Origin of the sequence: Nonlabens sp. Ci31, assembly GCF_012974865.1 — a bacterium.
In the GTDB taxonomy this organism is placed as follows: domain Bacteria; phylum Bacteroidota; class Bacteroidia; order Flavobacteriales; family Flavobacteriaceae; genus Nonlabens.
In genome coordinates this window covers 538,847-555,186 of the sequence record NZ_CP043633.1, presented here as the reverse complement: position 1 = coordinate 555,186, position 16,340 = coordinate 538,847, and the positions used below count along the sequence as shown (strand labels likewise).

The following is a 16,340-nucleotide window of genomic DNA, read 5'->3' as shown; positions in this document are numbered from 1 at the left end:
AAATTTATTAATGAAGAAGATATTTTTACTTTTTGTAGTAGTAACATTTGTAATTCCTAGCTTGAGCAAGGCTCAGGATAACGATACCAGAGTAATAACCACAGCGCTGCCTTTTTTAAGAATTGCTGGAGATCCTAGAGCTGCCGGAATGGGAGATATGGGGGTTGCTACTAGTCCAGATGCCTGGTCACAACAGTGGAATCCTGCTAAGTATGCCTTTAGCAACAGTCAACACAAATTTGGAATTGCCTACACTCCTTATTTAGGAAACCTTGTGGATGATATCGCCATTGCACAATTAGTTTATTCTAATAGAATCAACGAGCAAAGTGCTTTTGCAGGTAGTTTAAGGTATTTCTCTTTGGGTTCTATCACATTGCGTCAAGACGCAGCAGATCCTGGTAGAGAAGAAAACCCTAACGAATTTATCTTAGACGGTACTTATTCTCTCAAATTAAGTGAACAGTTTGCTATGGCGGTAACGGGTCGTTTTTTAAGATCTGATTTGCGTATACAAGGCGTGGACAGTGATGCCACTGCCGCAAATAGTTTTGGAGTGGATGTTTCAGGTTATTATCAGTCTGAAGAAGAGGCTTACGATAATTTTAATGGTCGCTGGAGAGGTGGTTTTAACATTAGTAATATAGGCCCTAAAGTATCTTACGACGCTGGAGGACAGGAAAACTTTATTCCTACAAACATGGCTTTAGGTGGAGGATTTGATTTTATTCTCAACGACGGTTTTAGTAAAATAGGAGTGACCGCTGAGGTGAATAAATTACTGGTTCCTACACCACCTATTAGAGAATCTAATGATGAAAACATGAATGGTGTTGATAGGGAAATCATTAGTGGTCAAGACGATGATGTTACCTTTATCACTGGAATGTTTCAATCATTTGGTGATGCCCCAGGGGGTTTTAGTGAAGAGCTTAGAGAATTCACTTGGGCATTAGGAGTAGAATACACCTATAATGATGCTTTTGCAATGCGTATGGGGTATTTCAATGAATCAGACGATAAAGGAGCTCGAAAATTCTTAGCATTAGGTACGGGATTTCAATTCTCACAAATCAATATTGATCTTTCTTATTTGTTTTCTACGAGCCGTATCAACAGTCCGCTAGAAGGAACTTTAAGATTTGGTCTCACCTTTAATTTTGGTGATGAATTTACAGAATACTAGATCATTAAAAAGCTAGAATTACATGCGACTTTAGAGGTCTACGACAACAAAGAAGAGCTGGCTGCAAATGACGTCTCTTTAATGGAACTGGCTATAAAAGCCCGACATCGCGCTTATGCGCCTTATTCTAATTTTACTGTAGGTTGTGCTTTGTTATTAGACAATGGCGAGATCGTTACCGGTAACAATCAAGAGAACGCTGCTTATCCTTCGGGACTCTGTGCAGAACGTGTCGCAATCTTTGCAGCTGGAGCACAATACCCAGGTGTTGCTGTTTTAAAGATGGCTATTACTGCAAGTCCTAAAGATGATTCTTTTCACAAACCAGTACCGCCATGTGGTGCTTGTAGGCAATCTATTGCCGAGTATGAGAACAATCAAGATAATGATATCGAGCTCTATTTTATGGGCGCTGCAGGTAAGGTTTTGAAGTCTCATTCCCTACGCGATTTACTGCCACTTGTTTTTGATAAGAAATATCTATAACGTTTGCGTGTTATTTTAACCATAAAATAGGTTTTTCCTTAGTGTTTTTTCGTCTATTTTTGCTCATCGCTTTGTCTAAAGTTGGGATATGATCTTTATATTTGATCTTTACGTTCCGCTTTCGCGAAAGCGGACTACTTAACAAGCAATTACATGAAAAAAGTCACTAAAGACGTCTTACTCAACTGGTACGAGGAAATGCTTTTCTGGAGAAAGTTTGAGGATAAATTAGCCCAAGTCTATATCCAACAAAAAGTACGCGGATTTTTGCACCTGTACAACGGCCAGGAGGCCATACTTGCGGGCTCCTTGCACGCCATGGACCTGACTAAAGACAAAATGATCACTGCTTACCGTAATCACGTACAGCCTATAGGAATGGGCGTGGACCCTAAACGAGTAATGGCAGAGCTTTTTGGAAAAGCAACTGGGACTTCTAAAGGTCTAGGTGGATCCATGCACATTTTCTCTAAAGAACATCGTTTTTACGGCGGTCACGGTATTGTAGGGGGACAGATTCCTCTGGGAGCTGGAATAGCTTTCGGTGATAAATACCATGGAGTAGATGCAGTAACGCTTACGTTTTTTGGAGATGGAGCGGCACGTCAAGGTGCGTTGCATGAAGCTTTTAACCTGGCCATGCTTTGGAACCTTCCAGTAGTGTTTTGTGTGGAGAACAATGGGTATGCCATGGGTACTAGTGTAGCTCGTGCGGCAAACCATACCGATATATGGAAGCTAGGATTAGGTTATGAAATGCCTTGTGGACCAGTAGACGCTATGGATCCAGAAAAAGTAGCTGAAGCGATGCATGAAGCAATTGAAAGAGCTCGTTCAGGTGGAGGACCTACATTTCTTGAATTAAAGACCTATAGATACAGAGGTCATTCTATGAGTGATGCTCAAAAATACAGAACAAAAGACGAAGTAGCCGAATATCAAAAAATAGATCCTATCACTCAGATTAAAGAACGTTTGATGAAGGACCACAATGTGACGGAAGAAGATTTTAAAGTTACAGCTAAGCGCGTTAAAGCACGAGTAGCAGAATGTGAGAAGTTTGCAGAAGATTCTCCATTCCCAGAAAAGAATGTGATGTACGACGCCGTATATGAGCAAGAAGATTATCCATTTTTACCAGCAAAACTATAATTCATGGCAGAGGTAATTAACATGCCACGATTGAGCGACACCATGGAAGAAGGTGTTGTTGCAGCGTGGTTGAAACAAGTAGGAGATACAGTTGAAGAAGGAGATATCCTAGCCGAAATTGAAACCGATAAAGCTACCATGGAATTTGAATCCTTTCAAAATGGTACATTATTACACATAGGTGTTCAAGAAGGAGAAACAGCTCCTGTAGATCAACTATTGTGTATCATAGGAGAAGAAGGAGAAGATATTTCTAGTTTACTAGAAGGCGCTGCATCTTCAGACTCTGAGGAAGATACCAAGTCCGACCAAAAGGCAGAAGCATCTTCTGAAGGTAAAAAAGAAGCAAGTGACGATTCAGAACTTCCAGAAGGTGTGGTTATTATAAATATGCCACGCTTAAGTGATACTATGGAAGAAGGAACCGTGGCTTCCTGGTTGAAGAAAGAAGGGGATCAAGTAGAAGAAGGCGATATCCTTGCAGAAATCGAGACCGATAAAGCTACTATGGAATTTGAATCTTTCAATTCAGGTATCTTGTTAAAGATAGGAATTCAAGAAGGAGAAACTGCTAAGGTGGACTCACTTCTTGCTATCATAGGTCCTAAAGGAACTGATATTTCTGGAATAAGCATGGAAAAATCAGCTGCTCCTAATAAAGAAGCTAAGGCAGAAGATAAAAAAGAAGCTCCCAAAGCAGAGAAGAAAGAAGAAGTTGCTAAAGAGACCCCAATAGCATCATCTCCAACTGTTTCAAATGCGACAGGAGGAAGAATATTTGTATCTCCATTAGCTAAGAAAATGGCAGAAGAAAAGGGAATTGATTTAGGTCAAGTAACTGGATCTGGAGAGAATGGTCGTGTTGTAAAAAGCGATATAGAAAGTTTTACACCTAGCACTGCTAAAGCTGCTGCTCCTGCTGCTGCTGCTGCTGCAAGTTCATTCGTGTCTGTAGGAACAGAAACTTTTGAAGAAGTTCCTAATTCGCAAATGCGTAAGACGATTGCAAAACGCCTTGGAGAATCTAAATTTACGGCACCTCACTATTATTTAGGTCTTGATCTGGATATGGATAATGCGATCGCAAGTAGAAAAGCAATTAATGAATTGCCAGATACTAAGATCAGCTTTAATGATATGGTGATCAAAGCAGCAGCAATGGCTTTGAGAGTGCATCCTAGAGTAAATACACAGTGGACAGAAAAGAACACGATTATTGCAAAGCATATCCATATAGGAGTTGCTGTAGCGGTAGAGGATGGACTTTTAGTACCCGTGTTGCCGTTTGCAGACCAGATGAGTATGCAACAAATAGGCGCTAAAGTAAAAGAACTTGCTGGTAAAGCACGTAACAAGAAATTACAACCTAAAGAAATGGAAGGAAGCACGTTCACCATTTCTAATTTAGGAATGTTCGGTATAACAGAGTTTACTTCTATCATCAATCAGCCTAATAGCGCCATAATGTCTGTAGGGGCGATTGTACAAAAGCCAGTAGTAAAAGAGGGACAGATCGTTGTGGGTAACGTGATGAGAATCACACTTGCTTGTGATCACAGAACCGTAGATGGAGCAACAGGAGCTGCTTTTTTACAAACTTTTAAGTCTTATATTGAAAACCCTATTGTGATGTACGTATAACATTTTAATTTATAGTTTTAAACAAAAGCCAAATCGAGAGATTTGGCTTTTTTTATTTCCATTCTCGAAGTACTTTAGGAAGGCAGTTCCGGCTATAAAGAGTTCAGGAAATTCTTAGCCTATTAAGATTGCTTGCCGAAAAATTTCAACTTTCACGGTGCTAAAGGACTGCTTTTGGCCGTTGGGATAAGTAAAGTAGTTTCATTCAAAACCACATCTAATTACTTCCTTTAAATAAAGTCTATATATTATCTTTACTTCACTTAAACAACCATCATGAAAAAAACACTATTACTTCTATCCATTGCAGCAATTCTAAGTGCTTGTAGTTCTTCCAAGGGAATCGACAAGATGAGTCAGGCCCTTGATAATATGAGCCAACTCACAGAAATTAAGATGCCTAAAGCCAGTGCGGTTCAAATCGCGTTAGATGTAGAATATTTAGCCAGTGATGAATTAAAAGGTCGTGATACAGGATCTGAAGGAATAGAACAAGCAGCTGTTTATCTTTCGGAGCGTTTTTCTCAGATAGGTATTTTACCTTACCGAGGGTCGTATATGGATCATTTTGAAGTTAAAGGACAAGAAGCCTTTAATGTAGTCGCTATGATTCCTGGGACTGATAAGAGTTTAATGGATGAGGTAATAGTTATAGGAGCACATTATGATCATATAGGGATGATACAGGCTGTTGCAGGCGACAGTATTGCAAACGGTGCTAATGATAATGCCACAGGAACAGCAACAGTACTCGCTATTGCAGCAAATTTTAGAAAGTTAGATTTCAATAGAAGAACGGTTGTTTTTGCACTTTTCTCTGCAGAAGAAAAAGGCTTATTAGGTTCCAAACATTTGGCGCAGCGTATGAAAAAAGAAGGAGTGAATGTAGTGGCCATGCTCAATTTTGAAATGACGGGTACGCCTATGGTAAACCGACCGTATATCGCATATCTTACTGGTCATGATACTTCTGATATGGCGGCTGTTTTTAACGAGGCAAATAAAGACCGTGTAGTGACTGGAAAGTTAGATCAGGCAGCACAATTAAACTTGTTTATGAGATCAGATAACTATGCGTTTTTTCAAGAATTTAAGGTACCATCACAAACCTTTAGCACCTTTGACTTTACCAATTTTGATCACTACCATCAAGTAGGAGATGATATTTCTCAAGTAAATACGATTCATATGGCGCAATTAGTTGATGCGGTGATGCCGGGAATCTTTAAAGTTGTGAACGCAGAACAATTGAAATTAACACCTAGTACCAATGAGTAAAAGAATAGTCATTACAGGAACCAGTCGCGGGATCGGATTTGAACTCGCTCAGTTATTAGCAAATGCCGGACATGAGGTGGTAGCGCTTTCGCGAAAGATAGATTCCATCCAAGCCCTAGAAAAGAATTCGATACACGCGATTTCCACCGACTTGAGTGAGCAGTCCAGTATAGATGAAGCCGCTAAGAATATACTAGATAAATGGGATCGCATTGATATTTTGATTCACAACGCAGGAATGTTAGTGAACAAGCCTTTTGAAGAACTCACTCCAGCAGATTTTCAGCAATGTTATGCGGTAAATGTTTTCGGAGTAGCATCTTTGACCCAAGCTTTAATGCCGGCTATGAATAAGCATACTCATGTGGTAGCTATCAGTTCTATGGGAGGTATTCAAGGAAGTGCTAAATTTCCTGGGCTTGCTGCTTATTCCAGTGCCAAAGCAGCTGTCATCACCTTATTTGAACTCCTAGCTGAAGAGTACAAAGAAAACGGGCCATCCTTCAACACGCTTGCTCTAGGAGCGGTACAAACCGAGATGTTAGAAGAAGCATTTCCAGGCTATAAAGCTCCCTTAACGGCAACCGAAATGGCGAGTTACATAATGGATTTTGCACTGACGGGCCATAAATTCTATAACGGGAAAACGCTTCAGGTGAGTGCGAGTACTCCTTAGGGATGAATGATTGTAAATTGGCTATATTTGAATAAATATTGTTGATTCGTTTACTTTGACGGGAGGTCATAGGTCATAGACTTATTAAGGCATCAATAGGTTAAGTAGCTGCTATAAAAGTTCCATTTTAAGCCATTGCTCCTCAGCATGTTTTCCCCACAAGCAAAGAATTTGAATGAAGTGATAAAAAAGGATGGGCAATCTACAAGATTTTAAAACTTAGATCAATGAACAAAAACAAATTGTTGGCCATTATTGGAGTTCCCGTTGTGTTTTTACTCGCTTATCTTGGGGTGAAAAATTTTGGTATGTACTTTGTTTTTGCGATTCCTATACTTTTATTTTTCTTTATAGGGATGAAATACCTGCTGTCTAAAAGTAAATAGAGATCCTACTTTTAGAGGAGCTATTCCTTTAAGAACTACGGAAGAGTAAAACAGGCCAAATAAATGACAGATCTAGAGGCTTGTGTTCTATTAGAAAGTCTTTTTGTAAACTAAACCTGCATAAACTTGGTTTGGAGAGCTCCATAGTTGAATAAAAAATCAGCCCTGTGTTACATTTAAATGTAGTATCTTTTTACACGCTATCTTTTGTAAATGAGGTAGATGTGGTTATTTCACTTTAGGTTCAATTTAAATTACAATCGATGAAAAATTATTTAGCAATCTTACTAATAGCAGCGCTTTTCAGCAGCTGTGAAAAAGATAAGAATACCAATGCAGTTGCAGTAGATCAAACAACGATCAAACAACATATAGAACGGCTCGCATCAGATGAGTTTTCAGGAAGAAAGCCATTTACGGCTGGCGAAGTCAAAACAGTGAATTATTTAAAAGAGGAGTTTGAAAAATTAGGCCTTTTACCAGGAAATGGGGATAGCTATTTTCAAGATGTGCCCTTGGTAGAGATCACAGGAACACCCTCTGAAACCATGACGATTACCGGCCAAAAGGAACGTTTTGATTTATCCTATTTAAAAGATTTTGTTGCTACCACTAATAAAACAGTGCCTGAAGTGAGTCTTAAAAACTCCGAACTTGTGTTTGCCGGTTATGGGATTGTTGCTCCTGAATATGGATGGAACGATTATGAAGGAGTGGACTGGGAAGGAAAAACGGCTGTTGTATTGATCAATGATCCGGGTTTTAAATCAGGAGACTCCACCTTGTTCAAAGGAAACGCAATGACTTATTACGGTCGTTGGACATATAAATATGAAGAAGCAGCACGCCAAGGAGCAGCTGGAGTAATCATCATTCATGATACGGAGCCAGCTTCTTATGGCTGGAACGTGATTGAGTCGAGTTGGAGTGGTGCAAAATTGGTTATCGAAAGTGATTTACCACTTTTAGATGTAGAATCTTGGATAAGTGGAGAGAGTGCCCAAAAAATGTTCGATATATCAGTCATGAAGGGACAGGATTATAAAGCTATGGCGCACAGTAAAAGTTTTTCACCTATTCCGTTAGACTTAAGTGTTTCGGTTGGTATTCAGAATAACATTAAAAAAGATATTTCTAAAAATGTAGTGGCCATGATACCGGGTACGGATCAGAAAGATGAATTCATCATCTACTCGGCACACTGGGATCATTTAGGGATTGGTAAAGCTGTAGATGGTGATTCTATCTATAACGGAGCGGTAGACAACGCTTCTGGAACTGCTGGACTACTAGCCATTGCAGAAGCATTCCAAAAAAGTGACCCTACAAAACGCTCTATCGTATTTATAGCACTTACAGGTGAAGAGCAAGGTCTATTAGGCTCCTCCTATTATGCCTCATACCCTATTTTTGAACCGACAAAAACAGTAGCCAATATTAATATGGACGCTTTTTATAGCCCTGGCAAAATGAAAGATTTAACCATTACCGGTTATGGTCAGTCCGAAATGGATGAATATGCCAAAGCAGCAGCTAAAGATCAAGGCAGGTACATTATTCCTGATCCAGAAGCAGAAAAAGGATATTTCTTCAGGTCAGACCATTTTAATTTTGCTAAAATTGGAATACCTGCTTTGTATGCTAGCGGTACTTATGAAGGCTTTGACAAAAGTATTGAAGAGATAAAAATACTCAATGAGGACTACAACTTAAATAAATACCACCAACCATCAGACGAGTATACTCCCGAAACCACAGACCTAAGTGGTATTCAATTGGACTTGCAATTGTTATATCAAGTTGGATTGAAATTAGGAAATGAAGATTATTTTCCAAAATGGTATGAGGGAAGTGAGTTCAAAGCAGCAAGGAATTAGCTGTGATTTGATAATTCTGATTTTATTTCTCCTCCATTTCCTAGGACTTCTTGAATTCAAAATTGCCTTGGTATTCCAAGGAAGATCACAGAATTTTACATAATTTTAAGATGCTGCAGACTTTGTTGAGATATCGCTTTCGCGAAAGCGAGAACACCACAATCCTTATGTTATGGGGATCGTGACCTGATGTTACTACTAGAAACATTAAAAGTTTCTTTAAACTTATTTCTAAGATTGATCTAGAAAAGAGTCAACTACTTTCATCATTAGCATCCTATAAGAAGCTCCGTACCGATTTTGAAAACAAAATCTATAGACGCACCGACCCTGTACTTATAGAGAGAACTACATATTTAATAGTAAAAGAAAGAGCGGGTTTCCTTGTTATCAAAGTCTAGAATTGGTCTTTTAAAGCAAGCTTGATTTGCGCTATTGTCCTAAGTTTAAATGAAGTCAAACTTAAGATATGTAAAATTAATGGTTATTTTTAGATCATTAAAGTGTCGTTGGTAATCAATTGAGAAAAGCAAAAAAGTCATGAAAAATATTTTGGGATTCTTTTTATCATTAGTTAGTACTTCTGTGCTATGTCAAGATGGGCAATTAGATTATTCTTTCAATCCATACGTCAATCTCAATAATTCTGTCATCTCAATTGCGGAACAGAATGACAATAAAATTCTTATAGGAGGTTCGTTTGGAAGCAATAATAATAATATTAAGAGACTGAATGTAGATGGAACTACCGACACTAGTTTTGGCGCTGTGATAAATTTTCCTATTGTCAATGACATCTTTGTGCAAAATGATAATAAAATTGTGGTGGTAGGCCGTTCTCCGTCCTATATTAAACGGCTCAATGAAAACGGGAGCTTGGATGCCACATTTAATTTCCCAGGAGCTACTATAAATGGTTGGATCAATAAGGTAGTAGTCCTCAACAATGGAAAAATTATTATCGCTGGGATATTCAATCAAATTGGTAACATTCCAAGGGAGGCTGTTGCGCGATTGAATCCTAATGGTAGTTTAGATACTTCCTTTAATTTAAATTTGCCTCCGGTCACTGGGATTCGGGCTATGGATGTGCAGCCCGACGGGAAAATACTTATTGCTGGGCAGAATGATGAAACCAGTAATCAATACCGAATCTTCAGAAGGTACCTTCAAAATGGCACACTCGACACGAGTTTTAACGGAGATGAGGAACATTATATTTACGACATCAAAACGCAACAAGACGGTAAAATAATGATTTCTGGCCCTTTTGATGATTATAGTAATATTATTAGGTATAACGTCGCCCGGTTGAACAATGACGGCACATTAGATCCCACTTTTGATTCGTACAATATACCGCAGAACGGAAGTATTTATACCATTTTTGATATTGCTATACTTGATGACGGCAAATACATTATAAATGGTAGTTTCAGTATCTACGACCAAGTTACCAGTAATTATATTGCCAAAATTAACCACGACGGTACAATAGACACCTCTTTTAATATTGGTTTAGGGCCAAATGATTTTGTACATGAAACATATGTGCAGCAAGACGGAAAAATTCTAATTGGAGGCAATTTCACTACCTACAATGGCAATTCTATCAATCGAATTGCACGTTTAGATAATAGCCTGCTTTCAACCGATCCCTACCTGTTGGGAGATAGCATTACTATTTATCCTAACCCTACTAAAGACAAAGTGGACATTAGATTAGATAACGGGTTGGAAACGGAATCTATCTTGACTATTTATAGCTCAACCGGGCAACTCCTAAAAGTTGAAGAGTTTACCAATCGTAAAACCATAGATTTAAGTTTCCTAACGAGTGGAATGTATGTTTTTTGTATTAAAAATGGAACACAAATAAACACTTATAAAATTTTAAAACAGTAAAACGTTTGCCATCAACATATAAATTGAATGTTAGTTCTAGCTTGTTAATAGATCCTTAGAGTAATAGGTGCGTATTTGTTAAATGTCATTGTTGGTCAATGGCCTGCTAGCTTTTAGGAAAGAGTACTAATCTTATACAATCACTTTATTATTAATTTATACAGATATGACTAAAGCACTAACTTTTCTACTAATTTTTTTCTTCTCATTTTTGTCTTTTGGACAACATCAAAGAGACATGTCTTTTAAGTTTTCCATCACACCAGAAATGCAAGAAGCATTTGGGGGCACGGGAAAATTAATGGTTTATCTCACATTGAAAAATGACATTCAGCCAGTACGTTTATCGGCCAATCAAGATAGCACATGGGTTTTTGGGCTCCAGGTGAAAAATTGGAAAAAAGATGAACTATTAGAAATAGATGCAAATACTAACTGGACCTCCACTGCAAACTGGACATTGAATAACATTCCATATCAGGATTATTACCTTCAAGTGATCTGGGATGAGTCTAAAATAGAGCAGCGTGCAGAAGATCCATACAGTATGGTCACTCAAGTATTAAAACTAACTAACGAAAAACCTCAAGAAGTTTCCGTTGCCTTTTCTGAAGGGGTATCTAAATCTACCCTTGTGGAACATGATCTTATAAAGAAATTTTCGCTTGAAAGCAGTGTGCTTTCTAAATGGTGGGGTAAATCCATTAGTATTCATGCTGCTGTACTTCTTCCATCGGGGTATGCAGATAACCCTACAAAGAAATATCCTGTTTGTTATAGTATTGGAGGTTACGGTAGTAGGTATACCCGAGTAAATCAAATAGTACAAAATTCAACAATGCAAACCTGGTGGACATCAAAGGAGGCACCGCAAATCATTACAGTCTTTCTGGATGGTTACGGTCAGTATGGCGATTCTTACCAGCTGGATTCCGAAAACAATGGACCCTACGGGACCGCGTTGATTGAAGAAATTATTCCTGAAATTGAAAAAAAATTCAGAACAGAAGGTACTCCAGAGTCTCGTTATACTGCTGGTTGTTCGACGGGAGGTTGGGTTTCTTTAGCATTACAGTTGTATTATCCTGACCATTTTGGCGGTTGTTTTTCTTACAGCGCTGATCCGGTATCATTTTATAAAATGCAACTCATCAATATCTATAAAGACAAAAATGCCTTCTATAACGACAATTCAATAGAACGTCCTAGTAAGAGAAATACAATGGGAGAACCTGAGTTTACCATTAAAAAAGAAGTTTGTACGGAGAATGTAGAAGGGTATACCAATTCTTATATCACGTCTCGAAATCAATGGGGAGGATGGAATGCCGTATATAGTCCAAGGGATAAGAAAGGCTTTCCAATGCCAATATTTGATCCTATTACTGGAGCAATAGACCCAGTAGTTGCAGAACATTGGAAGAATTATGATTTGCTAAAATATACAGAAGAAAATTGGTCGGAATTAGGGCCTAAAATTCAAGGTAAAATACACATTTGGATGGGAGACATGGATAATTATTATTTGAATAATGCTATGCGGGATTTTGACAGTTACTTGATGTCCACTACCAATCCTAAATCTGATGCAGAAATTTTATTCTCACCCACCAGCGGACATTGTGATAGCTTTTCCATCAGAACTTATTTAGAAGCAATTCAAAAACAAATGATAACAAAACCCAAACGCTATTAATGCCGCCTTGCCAAGCAGTTGCACTTCCTGTATATCCTATAAATGCTAATACGATTAATGAAGTAATATCAAGGATTTATTAAACGGGTTTACTTGGAAATATACTTTTTAATGCTATAATTCTTTAATTATGAAAACACTAAAAAGCCTACTTGTTTTAGTTCTTGTCTTAAACGTTACATCTATTCAAACTTAAAATCTAAAGCGGCAAAAACAATACCTCACTAAAGTTATAAAGAAGATGAACGTCTATCTAGGTTGCACAGAAGAGCAAATTTTAGATAAATGCTCTAACTGTGAGGATCAAAAAAACCATGAATCTCTTAGGGATATTTACTCATTCAAATTTGAATGATGAGCAGTTTCAATCTGCTGGATTCTATATCGGCACAAGTTAGGCAGAAGTTTATGAAATGATTTTTACAGCAAAAGATAATAACGATATTACAAAGTGGCAAAGCAACTTTTTGAAAGTTCAAACACAAAAAATGGAGCGAAACCTTTTTATACTGAGGATACCAAACAAAGATTTACCATAGCTGTTTGGTTTTATAAATCAAGCTGTTAATTGCAGGAAGTCTTCTAGGTAGTGAATGGGAACTTGATTTGGAATAGGATAGAAGCATACAGCACCAAACAAGGAGTGTGATTCACATAGCTGCACTAGGCATTAGAACCTTACTTAGGTAAGGTCAAATGAACTAAAAAGGCATATACCCTGACCTACAAAACCTATACTTAGCAGAAGGCCTTACGCCTTTTTTGCACCGCTTTTTAGGGGTAAAACTGTCAGTAAACATTATGATTTGACTTGAATAATGGCTAGATAGTTTTTCTTAAGTTTGATTCTTCTTTTGATGAACTGCAAATGCACCAGACCTAAAGTCCATACCATGAAAAAAACCAAGCTTTTTTTACTCGTACTTTTTATTGTTTCAGCATCCTTTGCACAGACTGCAGATTCTATTTTTAAATCGGTAAAATACAGAAATATAGGCCCTTTTAGAGGAGGAAGGTCTGTTGCTGCATCTGGTGTAGTAGGAGATCCTATGACTTACTATATGGGAAATACCGGTGGAGGGCTTTGGAAAACGGAAGATGGTGGTCAACTCTGGCAAAACATTTCGGATGGGTACTTTAAAACCAGTTCTGTTGGAGCAATAGCAGTTTCAGAAAGTGATCCCAACATTGTATATGTAGGAATGGGAGAGCATGCGCCTAGAGCCGTAATGACATCTTATGGAGATGGTGTGTACAAATCTACTGATGCAGGTAAGACATGGAATTATGTAGGGCTAAAAGCGACTCAACACATATCCAGAATAATAATACATCCTAAAAATCCAGATATTCTTTTCGTAGCGGCTCAGGGAGCATTATATGGCCCCAATGAAGACCGAGGTGTTTTTAAGTCGGTAGATGGTGGTACCAGCTGGAAAAAAGTGCTCTATGTAAATGATTTAACCGGAGCGGCTGAGTTGTCCATGGACTATAACAATCCTTTGGTTATGTACGCGGCGATGTGGGAACATCAGCGTAAGCCTTGGAAAGTTATCAGTGGAGGTGCCGGAAGTGGGCTTTACAAAACTACCGATGGAGGAGCATCTTGGAATAAAATTCACAAAGGCTTACCTGAAGAGAAAGGTAAAATGGCGATAGCAGTGAGTCGCTCCAATTCAGACAAAGTCTATGCTTTAGTGGAGAGTGATTCTGATAAAGAGTTGGGTGGATTATTCGTTTCTAATACGGCAGGAGCAAATTGGTCTAAAGTATCTTCTGACCACAGTCTTATTCAAAGAGCTTGGTATTATATCGAATTGTTTATCGATCCTAATGATGAAGAAAAAATATATGTGCTCAATGCCAGCGCACAACACTCCATCGATGGGGGTCACACGTGGACAACCATAACAGGAACCCATGGAGATCATCATGATCTTTGGATCAACCCAGACAACACTAAAAATATGATCATTGCTAATGACGGCGGCGCTGCAGTATCTTATAATTCAGGGCAATCATGGTCTCGACAAAACAGAATGCCAACAGCGCAGTTTTATAGAGTGAATACAGATAACCTGTTTCCTTATAATATTTATGGTGGGCAACAAGATAATTCTTCCGTAAAAATTAGCAGTCTCGCTCTGGGTAGCGGCGGTATAGATGAACAGAATTGGTCGGCTTCTGCAGGTGGAGAAAGCGCCTTTTTGGCTTTCGATCCTGATGATCCGAGGTATGTAATGGGGGGTAGTTATTTAGGTACTATTGAAATACTAGATACCAAAGCAAAAGCCAGTACGCAGGTCATGGCTGCTCCTATCCAATATTTAGGAAGAGATTCCAAAGACATGAAGTACAGATACAATTGGAATGCTCCAATTATCTGGTCACAACATGAAAAAGACACCTATTATCACGGTGCACAACTATTATTGCGCACCAGAGACAAGGGTGTGAATTGGGAAGAAGTTTCTCCCGATTTATCGAACAATGAAAAAGACAAACAAGGCAAAGGAGGCGGGCCTTACACTAATGAGGCGGTAGGAGCAGAGAATTACGGTACCCTAGCTTATGTGGTGGAATCACCCTATGAAAAAGGGGTTATCTGGACCGCGACTGACGATGGAGTTGTACAGTTGACCAAGGATGGTGGTACGACTTGGGTTAATGTCACTCCTAAAAATCTTCCTGAGACCTTGATCAATTCTATTGAAGTCTCTCCACATGATAAAGCAACAGCTTATATTGCGACCACTAGATTCAAATTCAATGATTATACCCCTGGCATTTATAAAACTACAAATTACGGTAAATCATGGACCAATATCAGCTCTGGTATTCCAACAGGCGCTTACACTAGAGTCGTTAGAGAAGATACAAAGCAAAAAGATTTGCTTTTTGCAGGAACAGAACTAGGGATGTATATCTCTTGGAATGGAGGGAAAAAGTGGCAAGCCTTTCAATTGAATTTACCGATAACGCCTATTACCGATTTAAAAGTTAGCCATGACGACTTAGTTATTGCAACGATGGGTAGGTCTTTTTGGATATTAGATGACTTGAGTTTGATCAGACAGTTTAAAGGTGAGGAGACCTCTTTTGCATTATTTCAACCCGAAGATGCAATTATAGGGAATTGGAACAGTGCATTAAATAATAATTCAGATGACTTTGATGGCACTGATGATTCTCAAGGGGTTAATCCTGCAAATGGTGTTGTATTTTACTATTATGTACCCGCTTTCGCGAAAGCGGAACCATTAAAATTAACCATTAACGATAAGGACGGAAATTTGGTAAGAACGATTAGTTCTAAAGAAGATCCTAATTATTTAGAATATCCTGGAGGCCCTTCAGCAGAGCCTTTACTAACAAATAAAGTTGGGCTGAACCGTTTTGTATGGGATATGAGTTACAACAGTTTGCCCGGAATACCCACTGCTTATATAGAAGGATCTTATAAAGGTCATAAGGCGATGCCAAATGAGTATACAGCTAGCATCACGCAAGCAGATCAATTATCTAACGTGACCTTCCATATATTGCCCAACCCATTATATGAAGTAACTGAGGAGGACTATCAAGAAACTCATGACTTCAAAACTAAAACAGAGGCAACTCTTACAGTCATGCATAGGAGAGTTAATAAATTAAAAGAAGTGCAAGATCAGATAGCACAAATTTTAAAGGACTTACCTGAAGAACAGACATATAGCAAGGTGATATCTGAAGGTGAAGCTCTAGTTGAAAAGTTAAAATTTTGGGATGAAGATATGGTACAGCGCAAATCCAAGGCTTATGATGATGTAGAGAATTTTCCAAATAAATTCACTGCCGAATACATCTTTCTAATCGATCAAAACAGCAGCGACTTACCCAAAGTAAGCCAAGCGTCAAAGGACAGACTTAGAGTGCTGGAAGCAAAATGGGAGCTATTGAAGAACAGATCAGAAGCGCTTATAAATAGCAGCATTCCTGCCTATAATAAATTGCTTTGGGATCATGGTATTGGAGCTTTAAAATTAAACTAGAACAACTTATGGAAACTTGTTGGAGA

11 protein-coding genes are annotated in these 16,340 nt (G+C 38.5%); all 11 read left to right on the top strand.

Annotated elements, in window-relative coordinates; all coding sequences use genetic code 11:
* Nucleotides 1-10 precede the first annotated feature (10 nt).
* On the top strand, nt 11-1,186 hold the full coding sequence (gene porV, locus F0365_RS02540; RefSeq protein WP_169932211.1) for a type IX secretion system outer membrane channel protein PorV: 1,176 nt from the start codon (nt 11-13) through the stop codon (nt 1,184-1,186).
* A gap of 3 nt (nt 1,187-1,189) precedes the next feature.
* Complete coding sequence (gene cdd / locus F0365_RS02535; RefSeq protein WP_169934730.1) at nt 1,190-1,672, top strand: cytidine deaminase; 483 nt, start codon at nt 1,190-1,192, stop codon at nt 1,670-1,672.
* Between the two features lie 153 nt (nt 1,673-1,825).
* Nucleotides 1,826-2,824 carry a pyruvate dehydrogenase (acetyl-transferring) E1 component subunit alpha gene (gene pdhA / locus F0365_RS02530; RefSeq protein WP_169932210.1) on the top strand — a complete coding sequence of 333 codons (999 nt, stop codon included), beginning with the start codon at nt 1,826-1,828 and terminating at the stop codon, nt 2,822-2,824.
* A gap of 3 nt (nt 2,825-2,827) precedes the next feature.
* Nucleotides 2,828-4,465: a pyruvate dehydrogenase complex dihydrolipoamide acetyltransferase gene (locus F0365_RS02525; RefSeq protein WP_169932209.1), complete on the top strand. Its 1,638-nt coding sequence runs from the start codon at nt 2,828-2,830 to the stop codon at nt 4,463-4,465.
* 276 nt (nt 4,466-4,741) lie between these two features.
* Nucleotides 4,742-5,743 carry a M20/M25/M40 family metallo-hydrolase gene (locus F0365_RS02520; protein ID WP_169932208.1) on the top strand — a complete coding sequence of 334 codons (1,002 nt, stop codon included), beginning with the start codon at nt 4,742-4,744 and terminating at the stop codon, nt 5,741-5,743.
* Nucleotides 5,736-6,419: an SDR family NAD(P)-dependent oxidoreductase gene (locus tag F0365_RS02515; protein WP_169932207.1), complete on the top strand. Its 684-nt coding sequence runs from the start codon at nt 5,736-5,738 to the stop codon at nt 6,417-6,419. Before F0365_RS02520 ends, F0365_RS02515 begins: the two co-directional genes overlap by 8 nt.
* Before the next feature lie 227 nt (nt 6,420-6,646).
* Nucleotides 6,647-6,805, top strand: coding sequence for a hypothetical protein (locus F0365_RS02510; RefSeq protein ID WP_169932206.1), 159 nt, complete (start codon nt 6,647-6,649; stop codon nt 6,803-6,805).
* Between the two features lie 263 nt (nt 6,806-7,068).
* Nucleotides 7,069-8,682 carry a M28 family metallopeptidase gene (locus F0365_RS02505; protein ID WP_169932205.1) on the top strand — a complete coding sequence of 538 codons (1,614 nt, stop codon included), beginning with the start codon at nt 7,069-7,071 and terminating at the stop codon, nt 8,680-8,682.
* A gap of 540 nt (nt 8,683-9,222) precedes the next feature.
* Nucleotides 9,223-10,587, top strand: a complete 1,365-nt coding sequence (locus tag F0365_RS02500) for a T9SS type A sorting domain-containing protein (protein ID WP_169932204.1) — start codon at nt 9,223-9,225, stop codon at nt 10,585-10,587.
* A gap of 238 nt (nt 10,588-10,825) precedes the next feature.
* A complete protein-coding gene (locus tag F0365_RS02495; protein WP_240961837.1) occupies nt 10,826-12,283 on the top strand; it encodes an alpha/beta hydrolase-fold protein in 1,458 nt (485 codons plus the stop codon).
* 893 nt (nt 12,284-13,176) lie between these two features.
* Entirely contained in the window at nt 13,177-16,314 is a 3,138-nt protein-coding gene (locus F0365_RS02490) for a WD40/YVTN/BNR-like repeat-containing protein (RefSeq protein ID WP_169932202.1), read from the top strand.
* The last annotated feature ends 26 nt before the right edge of the window (nt 16,315-16,340 follow it).

Coding starts and splice junctions, on each gene's coding strand:
- porV (WP_169932211.1), top strand. CDS start 11: ATGAAGAAGATATTTTTACTTTTTGTAGTAGTAACATTTGTAATTCCT.
- pdhA (WP_169932210.1), top strand. CDS start 1,826: ATGAAAAAAGTCACTAAAGACGTCTTACTCAACTGGTACGAGGAAATG.
- F0365_RS02525 (WP_169932209.1), top strand. CDS start 2,828: ATGGCAGAGGTAATTAACATGCCACGATTGAGCGACACCATGGAAGAA.
- F0365_RS02520 (WP_169932208.1), top strand. CDS start 4,742: ATGAAAAAAACACTATTACTTCTATCCATTGCAGCAATTCTAAGTGCT.
- F0365_RS02515 (WP_169932207.1), top strand. CDS start 5,736: ATGAGTAAAAGAATAGTCATTACAGGAACCAGTCGCGGGATCGGATTT.
- F0365_RS02510 (WP_169932206.1), top strand. CDS start 6,647: ATGAACAAAAACAAATTGTTGGCCATTATTGGAGTTCCCGTTGTGTTT.
- F0365_RS02505 (WP_169932205.1), top strand. CDS start 7,069: ATGAAAAATTATTTAGCAATCTTACTAATAGCAGCGCTTTTCAGCAGC.
- F0365_RS02500 (WP_169932204.1), top strand. CDS start 9,223: ATGAAAAATATTTTGGGATTCTTTTTATCATTAGTTAGTACTTCTGTG.
- F0365_RS02495 (WP_240961837.1), top strand. CDS start 10,826: ATGTCTTTTAAGTTTTCCATCACACCAGAAATGCAAGAAGCATTTGGG.
- F0365_RS02490 (WP_169932202.1), top strand. CDS start 13,177: ATGAAAAAAACCAAGCTTTTTTTACTCGTACTTTTTATTGTTTCAGCA.